Origin of the sequence: Paenibacillus sp. FSL H8-0168 (assembly GCF_038592955.1) — a bacterium.
Taxonomy (GTDB): Bacteria; Bacillota; Bacilli; order Paenibacillales; family Paenibacillaceae; genus Paenibacillus; species Paenibacillus polymyxa_B.
This window is the reverse complement of the sequence record NZ_CP151948.1, coordinates 1,270,832-1,285,837: the sequence shown is the minus strand read 5'-3', so window position 1 is coordinate 1,285,837 and position 15,006 is coordinate 1,270,832. Positions and strand designations below refer to the sequence as shown.

General features: G+C 43.1%; 15 protein-coding genes. 5 read left to right on the top strand and 10 right to left on the bottom strand.

Annotation, left to right across the window (positions count from 1 at the left end):
• The first annotated feature begins 142 nt into the window (after nucleotides 1-142).
• Nucleotides 143-1,411, top strand: a complete 1,269-nt coding sequence (locus tag MHI21_RS05875; protein ID WP_029516140.1) for an MFS transporter — start codon at nucleotides 143-145, stop codon at nucleotides 1,409-1,411.
• A gap of 50 nt (nucleotides 1,412-1,461) precedes the next feature.
• On the opposite strand, the gene MHI21_RS05870 is transcribed toward MHI21_RS05875, so the two are convergent.
• Nucleotides 1,462-2,388, bottom strand: a complete 927-nt coding sequence (locus MHI21_RS05870; RefSeq protein ID WP_342419641.1) for an EcsC family protein — start codon at nucleotides 2,386-2,388, stop codon at nucleotides 1,462-1,464.
• 133 nt (nucleotides 2,389-2,521) lie between these two features.
• On the opposite strand from MHI21_RS05870, the gene MHI21_RS05865 reads away from it, so the two are divergent.
• Nucleotides 2,522-2,998, top strand: a complete 477-nt coding sequence (locus tag MHI21_RS05865; RefSeq protein ID WP_340887069.1) for a GNAT family N-acetyltransferase — start codon at nucleotides 2,522-2,524, stop codon at nucleotides 2,996-2,998.
• 249 nt (nucleotides 2,999-3,247) lie between these two features.
• Here MHI21_RS05865 and MHI21_RS05860 read toward each other — a convergent pair whose 3' ends face one another.
• Nucleotides 3,248-3,673, bottom strand: a complete 426-nt coding sequence (locus MHI21_RS05860) for an Lrp/AsnC family transcriptional regulator (RefSeq protein ID WP_165144551.1) — start codon at nucleotides 3,671-3,673, stop codon at nucleotides 3,248-3,250.
• Between the two features lie 159 nt (nucleotides 3,674-3,832).
• Between MHI21_RS05860 and MHI21_RS05855 the strand changes: the two genes are divergently transcribed.
• On the top strand, nucleotides 3,833-4,585 hold the full coding sequence (locus tag MHI21_RS05855) for an MBL fold metallo-hydrolase (protein WP_342419640.1): 753 nt from the start codon (nucleotides 3,833-3,835) through the stop codon (nucleotides 4,583-4,585).
• Between the two features lie 76 nt (nucleotides 4,586-4,661).
• Nucleotides 4,662-5,561 (top strand): SDR family oxidoreductase, encoded by a 900-nt coding sequence (locus MHI21_RS05850; RefSeq protein WP_342419639.1) that lies wholly within the window; start codon nucleotides 4,662-4,664, stop codon nucleotides 5,559-5,561.
• A 105-nt stretch (nucleotides 5,562-5,666) separates the two neighbouring features.
• On the opposite strand, the gene mmsB is transcribed toward MHI21_RS05850, so the two are convergent.
• The 8 genes from mmsB to MHI21_RS05810 form a co-directional block, all read right to left on the bottom strand.
• Nucleotides 5,667-6,830, bottom strand: a complete 1,164-nt coding sequence (gene mmsB / locus MHI21_RS05845; protein WP_068938496.1) for a multiple monosaccharide ABC transporter permease — start codon at nucleotides 6,828-6,830, stop codon at nucleotides 5,667-5,669.
• Nucleotides 6,814-8,364, bottom strand: a complete 1,551-nt coding sequence (mmsA, locus tag MHI21_RS05840) for a multiple monosaccharide ABC transporter ATP-binding protein (RefSeq protein WP_342419638.1) — start codon at nucleotides 8,362-8,364, stop codon at nucleotides 6,814-6,816. The genes mmsB and mmsA overlap by 17 nt, the downstream gene beginning before the upstream one ends.
• Before the next feature lie 32 nt (nucleotides 8,365-8,396).
• Nucleotides 8,397-9,482, bottom strand: a complete 1,086-nt coding sequence (gene chvE / locus MHI21_RS05835; RefSeq protein ID WP_342419637.1) for a multiple monosaccharide ABC transporter substrate-binding protein — start codon at nucleotides 9,480-9,482, stop codon at nucleotides 8,397-8,399.
• A gap of 435 nt (nucleotides 9,483-9,917) precedes the next feature.
• Complete coding sequence (locus MHI21_RS05830) at nucleotides 9,918-10,121, bottom strand: helix-turn-helix transcriptional regulator (RefSeq protein WP_342419636.1); 204 nt, start codon at nucleotides 10,119-10,121, stop codon at nucleotides 9,918-9,920.
• A 766-nt stretch (nucleotides 10,122-10,887) separates the two neighbouring features.
• Complete coding sequence (locus MHI21_RS05825) at nucleotides 10,888-11,727, bottom strand: hypothetical protein (protein WP_342419635.1); 840 nt, start codon at nucleotides 11,725-11,727, stop codon at nucleotides 10,888-10,890.
• Nucleotides 11,705-13,012, bottom strand: a complete 1,308-nt coding sequence (locus MHI21_RS05820) for an AAA family ATPase (protein WP_342419634.1) — start codon at nucleotides 13,010-13,012, stop codon at nucleotides 11,705-11,707. The genes MHI21_RS05825 and MHI21_RS05820 overlap by 23 nt, the downstream gene beginning before the upstream one ends.
• A gap of 339 nt (nucleotides 13,013-13,351) precedes the next feature.
• Nucleotides 13,352-13,678, bottom strand: coding sequence for a nucleoside triphosphate pyrophosphohydrolase (locus tag MHI21_RS05815; protein WP_342419633.1), 327 nt, complete (start codon nucleotides 13,676-13,678; stop codon nucleotides 13,352-13,354).
• A gap of 77 nt (nucleotides 13,679-13,755) precedes the next feature.
• A complete protein-coding gene (locus MHI21_RS05810) occupies nucleotides 13,756-14,295 on the bottom strand; it encodes a hypothetical protein (RefSeq protein WP_342419632.1) in 540 nt (179 codons plus the stop codon).
• Between the two features lie 354 nt (nucleotides 14,296-14,649).
• On the opposite strand from MHI21_RS05810, the gene MHI21_RS05805 reads away from it, so the two are divergent.
• The gene (locus MHI21_RS05805) at nucleotides 14,650-14,997 is read left to right on the top strand and encodes a helix-turn-helix transcriptional regulator (RefSeq protein ID WP_023987345.1); all 348 of its coding nucleotides are present in this window, start codon (nucleotides 14,650-14,652) and stop codon (nucleotides 14,995-14,997) included.
• The last annotated feature ends 9 nt before the right edge of the window (nucleotides 14,998-15,006 follow it).

Sequence of the window (15,006 nt, the reverse complement as noted above, 5' to 3'; positions counted from 1 at the left end):
AACTAAATGGAGCAATGAAGAGTATCCAGCAGGATGGGCAAGCAGTAATGAGTAAAGGTGGCCTTCATCCCACTTTCAGCCATTTGCTGCAAACGGATCGCTTCCTATATCTTAAAATATACATACATATTCGGAGGTTGCCATGACTAGTAAATCCGCTACAAAAAATGAAACGGGCCAATCGCTCCCCCTCCCAGGGCCGCAAGTGAAAGGCACCGTTTTTGCGATTCTGATTGCGATCAGTTTCGTCCATCTGTTCAATGACTCGATTCAATCGGTCATTCCAGCGATCTTTCCGATCTTAAAGGAATCTATGAGCCTGAACTACACGCAGATCGGCTGGATTTCATTCGCGATCAATTTTACAGCTTCGATCATGCAGCCTGTGATTGGCTTGTTTTCAGACAAACGGCCTACGCCCGCTATCCTTCCCATCGGCATGGGCTTTACGCTGACTGGCATGCTGTTGCTCGCCTATGCTGCCGATTATAAAGCGGTGCTGATCGCAGTCATCTTTGTGGGTCTGGGCTCGGCTGCCTTTCACCCTGAAGGCTCGCGCGTATCCCATATGGCGGCCGGGCCGCGTCGGGGATTGGCACAATCCATTTTTCAAGTTGGCGGTAATGCGGGCCAATCGCTGGCGCCGATGCTCACGAGCTGGATTTTTATCCCGTTGGGACAATTTGGTGCGATCTGGTTCACAGGTATTGCGGCAGCGGGAATTGTGGTGCAATCGTTCATCGCACGCTGGTACGGTAACGTCCTACGTACAGAAGGCATTGCACGCAAAAAAGCGGTGGCACGCCGCATGAAGCCCGAAGTGCGTAACCGCGTTATGTTTGCCATGATTGTCCTCATTCTACTGGTATTCGTCCGTTCGTGGTACTCGACCTCGGTCGGAAGCTACTATTCGTTTTACCTGATGGAAGTATTTAAAATGCCATTGGCTGATGCACAGCTTTACATTTTCCTGTTCCTCGGAGCTGGAGCGCTGGGCACCTTCTTTGGCGGTCCGCTGGCGGACCGTTTTGGTAAACGCAATATGATATTTCTGTCCATGGTATTAGCTGCACCACTCGCGCTGGCACTACCTTATGCTAACCAATTCTGGACGGCGATCCTGCTGGCAATTATCGGATTTATTATGCTGTCTAGCTTTTCGGTCACAGTCGTATATGCACAAATGCTTGTGCCTGGTAAAATCGGGACCGTGTCTGGTCTCATTACGGGCCTGGCTTTTGGCCTTGGTGGTGTGGGCGCACTCGTACTCGGCAACTGGATCGACAAAGTAGGCATCACCCACATCATGTTCCTATGCGGCTTTTTGCCACTGCTCGGCATCTTAACCTTCCTGCTTCCTACAGATAAAACCCTGAACCGCTGGGCGGAAGAAAATGGAGCCGAAGTGTAACAGGCTAACGTGTGGCGGCCATCCTGGCCGCTGCACACCTTTATAGCCAACTAACGTGATTCCTCACTCTCTACTTCTGCCAAACGCATCACAATCCGACGCTTCCGATACAGTATTTTCCCTGCTTCAGCTACATCACTAATAGCACTTCGATTCGCGATAGACCCGAACAAAATGCCCGCAATCGGGACCATTTGAAGCAGCTTTTTCCATCCAAACTGATCACGATAGGTGTTAATGACCTCTCTCCATCCCTGCATCTGGGAAAAAACCTGTGCCTGACGTGAAGGATCATCGAACAAAGCCAGCTCCTCTAATACGGCCTTCTTCCCCACAATATCGGATGAAGCAAATTGCATACATTTAATAATAAAAATGCGTTCCTGCTTATCATGGGGATTAAAGCCATAGCACAAGGCTATTTCCTGAAGCACTTTGAGCGACAAGCCGAGCAAAAGAGGAATATCCGCCGCAATCGTAAACACACCACCAATCCCCGTTGTTGCTCCCTGAGCGGTGGCAAAGGTAATGCGAGCCGATGTCATATCGTCGGCAGTCCGATCCATGATGGTTAGCGGGAGCTCAGCCGCCTGCTTCAACTCCCACATAGGTTCGACACTATGTTCTGAATCAACGTTTTCCCCGGCACGAGGCAGGTCCTGCGTATCCGAAGCGGAATCTGCACCATTTTGCTGAATGACATGTTCATGGGCCGTCTTTTTCAGCCTGTTCAGAACCGTTTCTTCCTTCACCAAATATTTGCCGCCGTTCTGAATGAAGCTACCCAACTCGTTAAGGAGTTGCTCCAGCTTGTCTTTAATGATTTTGGGCGTCAGCCGATCCAGCAACATAAAAGGCCATCTGCCGATTTTTTCCCAGAAAAAAATGTCCTTCTGTTCCTTCTCCCATTTTTCAATATTCTTCAACTCATGACGCAATACGTCCTGGCTTTCCCGATATTCTGTAAGCTGCTTCATAAGCGTAGACGTCTCCTTTTGACTATGCTAGTTTATGTATGGGTAATACGTAAGCAAGGCGAGTTCAGGTTTCTTTTTTTAGCAAACTAGATGATAAAGAAAGTTAAAAATCCATACAGATCGGAGTGTAATGATGAATAATGTAGAGCTTGTCCCTTACCATTGTGGGCATGATGCCATTTTACATACCTTCTACTTACCTGAGGAGCAGAAGCAGTTTACTGGAATGCCGGATGAAATGCTCATACTGGCCAAGGAAGATCCGCACCGCCATCCTGTCGTGATTACGGCTACTAGAAGACCCGTTGGATTTTTCATTTTATACAATGGGGATGAATTAGCGGACTATACGAATACTTCTGAGGCACTGCTGCTACGCGCGTTCTCTATTCATTACGCAGATCAGGGACAAGGATTCGCCAAAAAAGGGCTGCTTCTACTACCACAGTTCATCGCCAGACACTTCCCACATATTCGCGAGATTGTACTGGGCGTCAATGCCCGTAATCTGTCTGCCCAAAGTCTGTATCGCAAATGCGGCTTTATAGATGAAGGTGACACTAAAATGGGTCAACACGGCTTGCAGCATATTTTTAAAATGAGCCTATAAGAGGTTGTTCAAAAAGTCGTCTTTCCATAACGAAGCTATTCAAGAAGCGGATTCGACGTCGAATCTTGAATTCAGCCGGGCCTTCCGTTGCTCACGTAGATCTGTCTACGCTCCGCTACTCTGTCCCTAGCTTCATCCAACCTTCTCGGTCCTGAAAAGCCGTTTTTTTGAACACACACTATAAGTTGACCTCGATAGCCCTCGCCCAAATAGAAAAGCTTTCGGCACCAACGCCGAAAGCTTTTATCGTTAAATCTCACCAATTGAAAAACTCAATTTGTAATTACCAAACTTCGTAAGCTCATCCAGCATGGTATTTAACTCTGTCTGTGAGGACATGCGCACCCGCATCCAATAACAGCCCTCCCCACTCACCCGGTGGATTTCAACAATATAGGGATGCTCCCGTGCAAAAGCCTGGAAAGCACTGTGAGTCGTTCCTGAATTCAAAAAAACCGTAATAAAGGCATGAATCGTCTGTCCAATTTTTTCAGGGTTCCAGCGCAGCGTATAGCCTTCGATAATGCCCGCATCCTGCATTCTTCGAACACGCGCCCCTACGGCTTGGCCTGTCAAATGAACAAGCTGGCCGATCTCCTTGTGCGATAAAGAGCTGTCTTCAATTAAATGATGAAGAATGCGCAAATCGGTGTCATCAGGTGCGAATAGTTCCATAGTTATTTTTCCTTTCATGATGAAACGATAATGCTGATTTTCCTTTCAGCAAACCGTAGCCTGTAGCTCCTTGCGTCAGATATGATTGTAACAGAAACAATGAACTACCGAAAATACACTTGGTCAAAAATAACATTCATCACAAAGGAGCTTTCATATATGAAAATCACACTAATCCGTAACGCAACCTTATGGCTGGAATACGCTGGAATAAAATTTCTGATCGATCCGATGTTGAGCGATGCTGGCGCAAATCCGCCGGTCCCCAATACGGAAAATGCCCGCCGTAATCCGCTGGTTCCCTTGCCGCCACAATGGCAGGCACTCGGACAGCCTGACGTTGTCATCGTCACACATTTACATCCCGATCATTGGGACCCGGCAGCAGTACGCTGGTTGGACAAACAAATTCCTGTCTTCTGCCAGCCCGGAAATGAAGAACAAATCACTGCTGATGGTTTTACACAGGTTACCCCGATTCCGTTGGCTGGTTCTGTGGGAGAAATTGAGATTATCCGTACAACCGGGCATCACGGCACCGGAGAAATCGGGGAGCAGATGGGACCCGTATCCGGCTTTGTTTTTCAGGCACCAGGTGAACCTGTCGTCTATTTGGCCGGGGATACGATCTGGTGCAGTGAAGTCGCGGAAACACTGGATAAATACCGTCCTGACTGGACAATTGTGAACGCTGGAGGAGCACGGTTTACGGTAGGTGATCCCATTATTATGACTGCCCAAGATGTAACGGCGGTAGCACAACATGCCCCTTATACACAAATCGTGGCTGTCCACATGGAAGCAATCAATCATTGTCTACTAACTCGCTCAGAGCTTATGGAACATATCAACCGTGAAGGTTTAAAGGGGCGCGTCCATATTCCGGCAGATGGAGCGACGGTTTCGGAGTAAGGCAATCGTCCTGAGTCACCGTTTGCGCCTATTTTGAATATATTGGATTTCAAAACGTATAAAGAAGGGATTATCGATGAATTGGCAATATCCTAATTACGGTACAGAAACCCAATGTAAAGAAGTTCCGATTACTTTTCCTCCCCAGCATCAATATAGACAGCCGGGGTTGGAATACCTAATGGTTCCACGCCCTATTTATGATAATCCAAAGTATATCGGCACTGGAAAGCTTCAGGATCGGGTGGCTATTATTAGCGGTGGGGACAGTGGTATTGGTCGCGCGGTTGCAGTGGCATTTGCCAAGGAAGGGGCCGATGTGGTCATTGCCTATCTCGATGAGCATCGAGATGCTATGGAAACCCGTGATGTCATTCACAGGCTTGGCCGACGTTGTTTGTTAATTCCGGGGGATCTAAGGCTAAAAGGCAACTGCTGTCTGGTTGTTCAACAAACGATGGAAACCTTTGGTCGGATTGACATCCTGATTAACAACCTAGGTATTCAGTTTGTGCGCGAATCGTATCTGGATATCAGTGAGCAGCAGCTTCGTGATACGTTTGATACGAATATTATTTCCTTCTTCCATATGACTACAGAAGCATTGCCGTATATGCGGGCTGGGGCCAGCATCGTCAATACGGCATCGGTGACAGCCTATGTGGGTCAAAAGAATATGATTGATTATTCAGCTACCAAAGGAGCTATCGTCAGCTTCACCCGCGCTTTGGCTAATAATCTGGTCGATCAGGGTATTCGCGTGAATGCGATTGCTCCCGGTCCGATCTGGACTCCGCTGAATCCGGCCACACAGTCGCCTGAAGTCATTCGCACCTTCGGCAGCAATACACCAATGAAACGTGCCGGGCAGCCTTATGAATTGGCTCCTGCCTATGTGCTGCTGGCTTCAGATGACGGTTCCTACATTACAGGCCAAACGCTGCATATAAACGGCGGCCAAATGGTCACCACTTAGTTTCGTTGGCTGATAGCCACAAGACCCAACAAGCAAGAAAACCTCCAGCATCCACATTTCTAGTGGAACTGGAGGTTTTCTTGTTTTACGATACCGAATCTGAGCTTAAGCAGATCTTTTGTTTTTGTTGTAAATATCGAAGGCAACCGCCAGCAGCAGCACCAAGCCCTTGATTCCTTGCTGCCAGTCAATACCCAGACCGATCAGAGACATACCGTTATTCAGTACGCCCATGACCAAACCACCGATAATGGCTCCAAAAACGGTTCCGATCCCGCCGGACGCCGAAGCTCCACCGATAAAGCAGGCTGCGATGGCATCTAGCTCGAAGTTCGTACCCGCTCTCGGCGTAGCCGCGTTCAGACGTGCAGCAAAGATCAGACCGGAAATGGCCGCCAGCACACCCATATTGACGAATACCCAGAACGTTACTTTTTTCGTTTTGACACCGGACAGACCCGCTGCCTTTTCATTTCCACCCAACGCATACACATGACGACCCATAATCGTGCGGTTCATGACGAAGGAGTACACAACGATCAGTATGAACAGCAGCACGAGAATGTTAGGAATCCCCGCATAGCTCGCAAGCATAAAGGTGAACAGATTGATGACCGCAGCTACCACAATCAGCTTGAGTACAAATAATGTCTGTGACGGAACCTCAAATCCATATTTAAGCTGAGAACGACGTTCGCGAATTTCGTTCACGATAAACCATACCGTGAGCGCAATGCCGACAATGATGGATACCAGGTTATAACCGGTAGATGAAAAATCCGGCAGGAAGCCTGAACTGATTTTCTGGAAGCCCCCTGGAAAAGGAGAGATCGATTGGCCTTCCAGCACGATCATGGTCAATCCGCGGAAGAGCAGCATTCCTGCCAAAGTTACGATAAACGCCGGAATCCGTACATAAGCGACCCAGAATCCTTGCCAAGCGCCGATTAACGCCCCGACCAGCAAAGATGCAATGACAGCGATCCATGCTGGAAGCTGCCAGTCGACCATCATGATGGCGGCAACCGCACCGACAAAAGCGGCTATGGAGCCGACGGACAAATCAATATGTCCAGTGATGATGACCAGCACCATCCCGATGGCCAGCACGAGAATATAGCTGTTTTGCAGAATCAGATTGGTAATATTAATCGGCTTCAACAGCAGACCGCCCGTCAGTACCTCGAACAAAATCATAATGACGACCAGCGCAATCATCATGCCATATTGGCGGATGTTATTTTTAAATAGTTTAGTTATGGTTTCCATGCTTCACGCCTCCTGACTTGGTCATATATCTCATCAACGTTTCCTGCGACGCGTCCTCACGGCTAACCTCTCCAGTGATCCGCCCAGCATTCATGACATAAATCCGGTCACACAAGCCTAGTACCTCTGGCAGCTCGGACGAAATGACCAGCACTCCCTTGCCTTCAGCGGCAAGTCGATGAATAATCGTGTAAATTTCATATTTGGCGCCCACATCAATGCCGCGTGTCGGCTCATCCAGAATCAGAATATCCGGTCCGGCGAAAATCCATTTGCTCAGCACCACCTTCTGCTGATTGCCGCCACTCAGATTACCTGTTTTCTGTAAAATGCTCGGCGCTTTGATGTTCATGCTTTTTTTCATTTCCTCTGCAATGACGACTTCCTCCTGCTCATTGACGACAGCGCCCTTCGTCAGCTTGTTCAGGCCAGTCAGCGAAATATTACGCTTGATATCATCCATTAGGATGAGGCCATACTCCTTGCGATCCTCTGTTACATAGGCAAAGCCGTTGTTGATCGCGTCCGTAACCGTGTTGTTCTGGATCGGCTTGCCGTCTTTAATCAGCTGACCAGAGATGTTACGTCCATACGACTTGCCAAAAATGCTCATCGCCAGCTCGGTCCGTCCCGCTCCCATCAGTCCGGCAATCCCGACAATTTCACCGCGACGGATGTTCAAATTCACCTGATCCAGCACCTTACGGTCTGCATGATGCTCGTGATACACCGTCCAATCCTTCACTTCCAGAACGACTTTGCCAATCTTGGCATGACGCTCTGGATAACGGCTGGTCAGATCACGTCCAACCATCCCGCTAATGATCCGATCCTCCGTAACCTCATCCTTTTTCATATCCAGTGTCTCAATCGTCTTCCCGTCACGCAAAATCGTGATCGAATCTGACACCTTCGCGACCTCATTCAGCTTATGGGAGATGAGAATGCAGGAAATGCCCTGTCTTTTAAATTCCAGCATCAAATTAAGCAGATTTTCACTATCATCCTCATTCAACGCCGCTGTCGGTTCATCGAGAATAAGCAGCTTTACCTTTTTGGAGAGCGCTTTCGCAATTTCGACCAGTTGTTGCTTCCCGACCCCGATGTTCGTAACTAATGTATTAGGATTCTCACTCAAACCGACCTTGGACAGCAGATCGCGTGTACCCACAAAAGTCTCTTTCCAATCAATCACGCCGCCGCTGGCACGTTCGTTGCCCAGATAAATATTTTCCGCAATCGAGAGATACGGGATCAGCGCCAGCTCCTGATGGATAATGACAATGCCTAGTTCCTCGCTCTGCTTGATATCCTTGAACTCACACGTTTTGCCCTGGAAAACAATATCCCCTTCATAGGTTCCATGCGGATATACACCGCTTAGTACCTTCATCAGCGTCGACTTGCCCGCACCATTCTCACCGCACAAGGAATGGATTTCGCCTTCCTTGACCTTTAGATTTACATTTTCCAATGCCTTCACGCCGGGAAAGGTTTTGGTAATTCCCTTCATTTCCAAAATGATTCCAGTCATGGGATACGCTCCTTTCGGTTGGATTCTTACACTTATTTCAGTCCGATTTGCTCTTTGGTGTAATAGTGACTGCCGACAATATCCTTCTCCACATTCGTTCGATCTACCGAGATCGGATCAAGCAAGTAAGCAGGAATGACTTTTTTACCGTTGTTATAGGATTCGGTGTCATTCACTTCCGCTTGTTTGCCCTGTAAAATGCTGTTGGCCATCACGACCGTTTGCTCAGCCAGCTTGCGGGTATCCTTAAATATAGTTTGCGTCTGCTCCCCGGCCACAATGGACTTGATCGAAGCCAGCTCCGCATCCTGCCCCGTAATGATCGGCAGCGGCTTGTTCGCTGATCCATATCCGACCCCTTTCAGGGATGAAATGATACCGATGCTAATGCCGTCATACGGGGATAGTACCGCGTCCAGATTGGCCCCTGAATAGTAGGCACTCAGCAGATTATCCATCCGCGACTGCGCTAATGCTCCATCCCATCGCAGTGTAGCGATCTGCGCCATCGTCATCTGCTTGCTGCGCACGACCAGTTTGCCGGAATCCACGTACGGTTTAAGTACAGACATCGCACCATTAAAGAAGAAATAAGCGTTATTATCGTCCGGTGAACCACCGAACAGTTCGATATTGAACGGGCCTTTGCCTTCCTTGAGTCCCAACTTTTTCTCAATATATGCTGCCTGTAGCACGCCCACCTTGAAGTTATCGAAGGTCGCATAATACGTCAGATACGGTGTGTTGCGAATCAGACGGTCGTAAGAAATGACCTGAATGCCTCGGTCGTGTGCCTTCTGAATCACATCCGTCAGCGTGTTTCCGTCGACCGAAGCGATCACCATAACATTGACGCCCTTGGTGATCATATTTTCGATTTGGGAGATTTGGTTTTCTATTACGTCCTCGGCGTACTGTAAATCCGTTTTATAGCCTTGCTCCTGAAACAACCGGACCATATTCTCCCCGTCCCCTACCCAACGCTCGGACGATTTGGTCGGCATGGAAATGCCCACATAGCCTTTTTCCTTGCTGCCCGTTCCACTCTCCGCCAAATTACAGGCCGAAAGCATCAGGGCCAAAACCAGAAGCCATACGACAACAGCTCCTTTTTTCATATGAAGTTCCCCTTTCCTCATGTGATGCGGGTCAATTTGAAGGTAAGTGCTGATTAGAATTGAAATTAGATAGCGCTTACATAAGTGAGGCAATGAGTACCTCTCCTTTTTTTATGTGCAAACACATGGTATCATTCCAGGCCAGGAAAGGTCTTTGCTGGTTTTGAACTTTTTTTATAAAATTTTAACCTTTGTGTGGAGAAAGTAATTGGACTTGGAATAAAGATCGTCGAAGATCGCTCATATACCTTGAAAACGCAAAAAGACTTTAGCCTTTTTTACGATTGGCAAAGTCTCAATTTGTTGAATCATTAAATCGGCTATCTAAAGAGTTCACACAGACCCAGGCTCCAACGGAGCCACAGCTTGAATATTTAGGTTATACGACGGAATCACTTCTTCGATCAACCAAAATTCTTCCTTGATCTTGATCTGTCATTGCTCTGCTATGTGTTCCAATAAATCTCCTGGTTGACAACCTAAAGCCGTACATAATTTATCAATTACTTCTAATGACACATATTCATTCGTATTGAGCTTCGCCATTGTAGCAGACGAAATCCCTGTCATTTTAAGTAAGTACTGCTTCTTAATTTCCCTGTCGATCAATAATTTTTGAATAGGTTTGTAACTAATCATCTGGTATTCCTTTCACACATGAAGTGAATTTTCTTTAATTATATGAAAGTATATTTTCTTTATCAAAAACAACTCCAGCTACAACCAATTCTCATCCGAACGGAATCTTTACTTCAAGCAGTTACATGAACTACTATCAGAGGATATACAAAGACTCTATTCCTTTTTGATGACGCAGACCTTCCTGTTCAAGCTATTTTAGAGCGTGAAATCTATTTGCAAGGTTTTAAAGATGCTCTTCATCTACATAACGAATTAAATTTATCTTTAGATTGAGAGCCTATTGGCTCTTTTTTCTTTTGATTCTGTCGTATAACGTTTCTGTATTCAACGACCCGAGAACCTTAAGCCCCAATGGGGCAGCCGCAACTGAGGTTAGGCTCGCAGGGTTGTCCGGCTGATTCTACTTCCATGCCTCTCAACTTCGTCTGGACCAAAGAGCGTCAGCTCTACAGCGAAGTATATTGTTAACTGATGTCTCTGGCCTCCTGAATTACTCCCCATGGGTTATAAATAAGTCTTTAAAAGATACATATTCTTTACTTAGTGTCTGTAATTTTATCCATAATTCTTTTTATTTGTTAAACAAATAATCCCTTAATTTGTTTAACAAAAAAAGTCGCGATTATGAATGATAATTTTCATCTCCATTCACCCGCGACTAATCTATCATCTATTGAATTAATTCACAACGAAAACTAACACGAAGACAAAAACAATAGGTTTTACAGAGACTTAAGCTAGCGAGCTGAAACGTACTCTAACTTTATGAAACAATCTTCAGTTTATATCTCTCTTCATGCTCTACTAACTTAAAATATAATAATGATTTCTCGAAATCAGACTTTCTATATGAACATCTTAAACTCGCAGAAATATTAATATCACTAATTGAATTTCCCTGGTCTTTCATACAATATGTTGAAAATAACTTTAGAAAATCATGGCCTTGTGTTATATTTAAAAGCTCATTAGTGGTGGATTCGTTCATGAGCAAATCATCTAAACACTGTCTTTCCTCTGGTTTATGAATGAAAAAATTCCGATTCATTTCATTAAGCTTAGTTATTATAGTATCGATCACTAATTCTTTGGTTTCTCTATTAAATGCACTGTTTATAGAAATCCCATTAATTTTTATTCCCCAGTCTTTTGTCTCATTTAACTTCCTAATGTGACTTAAAATTTTTAATTGATGCAATATTTTTTCCTTCAATTCATTAACTGGAATTTCTCCATCATAATACTCGGTATAAATACTATTAAAAGCGTCAGTACTGCAAATAAACATCATTTCCATACAGCAATAATCATAATAATAAATTCTGTTATGAATCACTTTAGATTCATAATCTTTATCCCTAATTCCAATTACTTGAGGATTAGTATCAAAAAACTCTTCTACAATTTCCTTAATACCATTTTTACCTGAAAAAGATTCAAATATTAATACCTTTTCGCTTGTAATACCTCTCCAGAATTTAATATCATCAGAGCCTTCTACTAGTAAATAAGTATACTCTTTTTTTATATCTGCCCCAATTGATAACTTGATTTCTGAAACAATATCCTCTTTGGACATGTTATCTCTGACTGAGTTGCTCACCGAATAATTCCCCCAAATCAATCTGTTTATCCCAATGATTATTAATAATCTGCGGCGAATGTGTCGCGACAATAACATTAAATCCTTTATATTTAACTATTCTCAGTAAATCATTCATAAACATTTTTTGCCAAGTAATGTGAAGTGATATTTCTGGTTCATCTATTAGAAGTAAAACATCATTTGTTGTTTCAAATATTAACTCATAAAATAGAACTATCTCTTGTTTCTCTCCAGATGATAGTTGATTTAGGGTAAGTTTTTTGTCTTTATACTCCTTATCCACTACAATGATACCGTTTTCTCTTGAAATTTTTATTTCTTTAAAAGACAACCTACTGTTTACTATATCAGTAAATAAATCTAATTTATTTATAAAATCCTCGTAAACCTTATATTTCTCATTGAAGTCATCAAAATAGATCTCTAATGCTTTGGCATGTTCTATTTTAAATACTACGTTTACAAAATGTTGCATTTCAGAAATGTCGTATTTTCTTAGTTTCTCAAATTTTTCATTCATTACTTCCATTTTAATTTCATACTCTTCTTCAGAGATACCTTTTTCTGTTTTAAATAGCCTGTATGGATATGATCCATCTAATTTATTCGCCGTGGCTGAATAATTATTTGAAATATCTCTTATTAAATCTTTAAACTTATTGGGTAATTCTTCAATTACATTTATTATTTCTTGTTCAGCTCTTTTATTTCTTTTCTCCATTATTAGTCTTTGTTCTTTTATATAGTATATAGGTCCTATGCTATCTTTAGCTTGACTAAGCAGAATAGCTAAGTTTTCGGAAAAATTATGATCTATATCAATTAAATTATTGTGTCTTTCAAAATTGTGTCTTTCAAAGTTATTAAAGGCTCTTTTAATATTAAAATCAACAGGATCGAAAACCTCTCCTGTCCTTCTATCTATCCAAGTGTCATTATTAACTTTAATTATGTAAGAGGGGGTTCTACTCTCTAAACTTAATTCAGCTATTAACTCTTCTGGCATTTTCAATCCATTGATACTTAATCCGCCTTCTTTTTTTGAAATCAAAAATGCACTGCTTGCATTATTAAATAAGAATTTAATCTCAGAAAAATCAAGTTTAATAAAAAATGACAGGAAAGACAGGTTGTTTCCCTCACTAATTACTTCAAAACACTTGAGAATAGTGGATTTCCCGTAGCCATTCGGGCCTGTTATAATGGTTACTCCATCTTTTTTAAGTAAGATTTCGTAATTGAACCTACCGAATAACTCTTTAATTTCTATTTTCCTCAACAAAATTTATCAACTCCTAAATATAGAATTATGTTTATCGGGGATTTCAGTTAACGTCTTATTTACGAACTTCATGAAAACAAGGAAAATAATAAATTAAACGAATCCATCGTATTTGAAATAGTTCTTTTGAATCATGTTTATATTGTATCATCAAATGGAAGAATATCACAACTGCTAACTATAGTTAAAAACAAAAAATCCCTGTCTTCACAACAGAAACTTTTTTGAATAATTGATTCACATGGGCATCCCATCAATGACATGTACGTAAGAATCATCAAACGTTAACTATACATAATATATAAGAAAATAGGTTTATTCCATGTGTACCACTTGACGTTAAGCTTCATCCACATCAATTAAGAACACCCGCTCCTGGAATCCGCCCCGTGCCTCGGCTTTGTCTGCCCGGAGCTTGTCCAGCTCTGCTGCATTCGCCCCATGTACTTCTGCTAGTGCTCGGATGACTTCCAGCATATCTGCCAGCTCTTCCAGCGCATCCTGATCTTTTTCCGCTTCAAAATATTCCCCGGCTTCTTCACGAAGCTTCGCTCGCAGCTCCTGCTTATATTCCTCTGGGTCCAAAATGCGTGTCCGACATTCCATGCCCTGAGACATAATGAGTTGCGGAATCCGATCCCGCACCAGTTTGTTGTATGTAGGCATATGAAATAACACCCTTTCTGATATGTGGAAGCGTAACCTTCATCCAACATCTTCCTTTTCTTCATTATATCATTATCTCAAAAAGAACCGGGTATTATTGATAAAAGATCTACCGAATCATTGAACGAATTTTCTTTATAAATAGACGGATACCGCTTAGACGGATCAGCTACGATCCGCTGTGACAGAGACTCTAGAATAGAGTCCGTTTTATAAAGCAACTTGTCTACTTCCTCCTGTCTCATCGTTTCCTCGGATGCTTCATCCTCTCCCGAAACCAGATAATGTACCGTACCGATAAACAGCACCATATCTAAATTGGGCTCAGCATCTGTGTGAATTAAAGGGAATAGGTCAGTCATGGATCGAATGTACGATGGAATGATTTGGTTTCGATGAACATACATGGCCTTAGCCATAGAAAACATCGCTCGATCACAAAGAATGAGGCAGTTTTGAAACTGATGATGGTCGCGCATCATCTGTGCAAGCTTGATCTGGTATTCGGCAAGCTTTTGAAAATCCATCATGCAATTGAATATGTAGGTGTCGCTGTACTTAGGCAATTTGAAATCAGAATCACTATGTAGTTGGGGACTTAAGGAGTAATGTTTCATGGGGAATCAACTCCTGAATTAAAATTTCATAAATAAGGGTTTTGCAAAATCCTGAAACAATGTGAGCAACATAGCACAATTATGTAACCATCAAGATGTATAATTTTCTAGCTACCGGACAAGCTTCATAATAAATATTACTATATAGTAGTTTTTAATTCAATTTACTTACTAACACTTATTAATTAGATGTAACTCTTTCTCTACACTTCTAACTAGAGGATTTTGCAAAATCCAATAAGCGACTTCCAATTAATAATATATAGATCGAGATGATCTCGTTCGTCTATATATTACATTTCGGAGCGATTGGAATCGAATTTTGTGAAATTCTTACTATAGAGAGGTGTAATCATGTCAGAACTTTTAGAATTAGTCGGTACGCGTATTCGAGATATTCGAAAGTCTAAAGGGCTTTCCCAAGAAGCTTTAGCCGAAAAAGCAGGATTCAATTCGAGTTATATTGGTTTCATTGAGCGTGCGGAGAGAAATATATCTTTGAAAAATCTGGAGAAAATAGCGAAGGCATTGAACGTGGGCGTCTATCAGTTGCTTACATATGTGAAGGACAATGATGAGCTTACCGAAGAAGATTCGAGTATAAAAACCATTTTGACTCTCCTAAGAACTCGTGAATCCAAAGATACTGAGCTGGCATTAAAGATTCTTACGGACATCTTTATTAGAATCGATGAACGATGAAACAAAAAA

What these genes read in the sequence shown, in the direction of transcription:
- mmsB (WP_068938496.1), bottom strand. Translation starts at nt 6,830, where the DNA reads ATGGAAACCATAACTAAACTATTTAAAAATAACATCCGCCAATATGGC.
- MHI21_RS05870 (WP_342419641.1), bottom strand. Translation starts at nt 2,388, where the DNA reads ATGAAGCAGCTTACAGAATATCGGGAAAGCCAGGACGTATTGCGTCAT.
- MHI21_RS05855 (WP_342419640.1), top strand. Translation starts at nt 3,833, where the DNA reads ATGAAAATCACACTAATCCGTAACGCAACCTTATGGCTGGAATACGCT.
- MHI21_RS05850 (WP_342419639.1), top strand. Translation starts at nt 4,662, where the DNA reads ATGAATTGGCAATATCCTAATTACGGTACAGAAACCCAATGTAAAGAA.
- MHI21_RS05830 (WP_342419636.1), bottom strand. Translation starts at nt 10,121, where the DNA reads ATGATTAGTTACAAACCTATTCAAAAATTATTGATCGACAGGGAAATT.
- MHI21_RS05805 (WP_023987345.1), top strand. Translation starts at nt 14,650, where the DNA reads ATGTCAGAACTTTTAGAATTAGTCGGTACGCGTATTCGAGATATTCGA.
- MHI21_RS05810 (WP_342419632.1), bottom strand. Translation starts at nt 14,295, where the DNA reads ATGAAACATTACTCCTTAAGTCCCCAACTACATAGTGATTCTGATTTC.
- MHI21_RS05865 (WP_340887069.1), top strand. Translation starts at nt 2,522, where the DNA reads ATGAATAATGTAGAGCTTGTCCCTTACCATTGTGGGCATGATGCCATT.
- chvE (WP_342419637.1), bottom strand. Translation starts at nt 9,482, where the DNA reads ATGAAAAAAGGAGCTGTTGTCGTATGGCTTCTGGTTTTGGCCCTGATG.
- MHI21_RS05875 (WP_029516140.1), top strand. Translation starts at nt 143, where the DNA reads ATGACTAGTAAATCCGCTACAAAAAATGAAACGGGCCAATCGCTCCCC.
- mmsA (WP_342419638.1), bottom strand. Translation starts at nt 8,364, where the DNA reads ATGACTGGAATCATTTTGGAAATGAAGGGAATTACCAAAACCTTTCCC.
- MHI21_RS05860 (WP_165144551.1), bottom strand. Translation starts at nt 3,673, where the DNA reads ATGGAACTATTCGCACCTGATGACACCGATTTGCGCATTCTTCATCAT.
- MHI21_RS05815 (WP_342419633.1), bottom strand. Translation starts at nt 13,678, where the DNA reads ATGCCTACATACAACAAACTGGTGCGGGATCGGATTCCGCAACTCATT.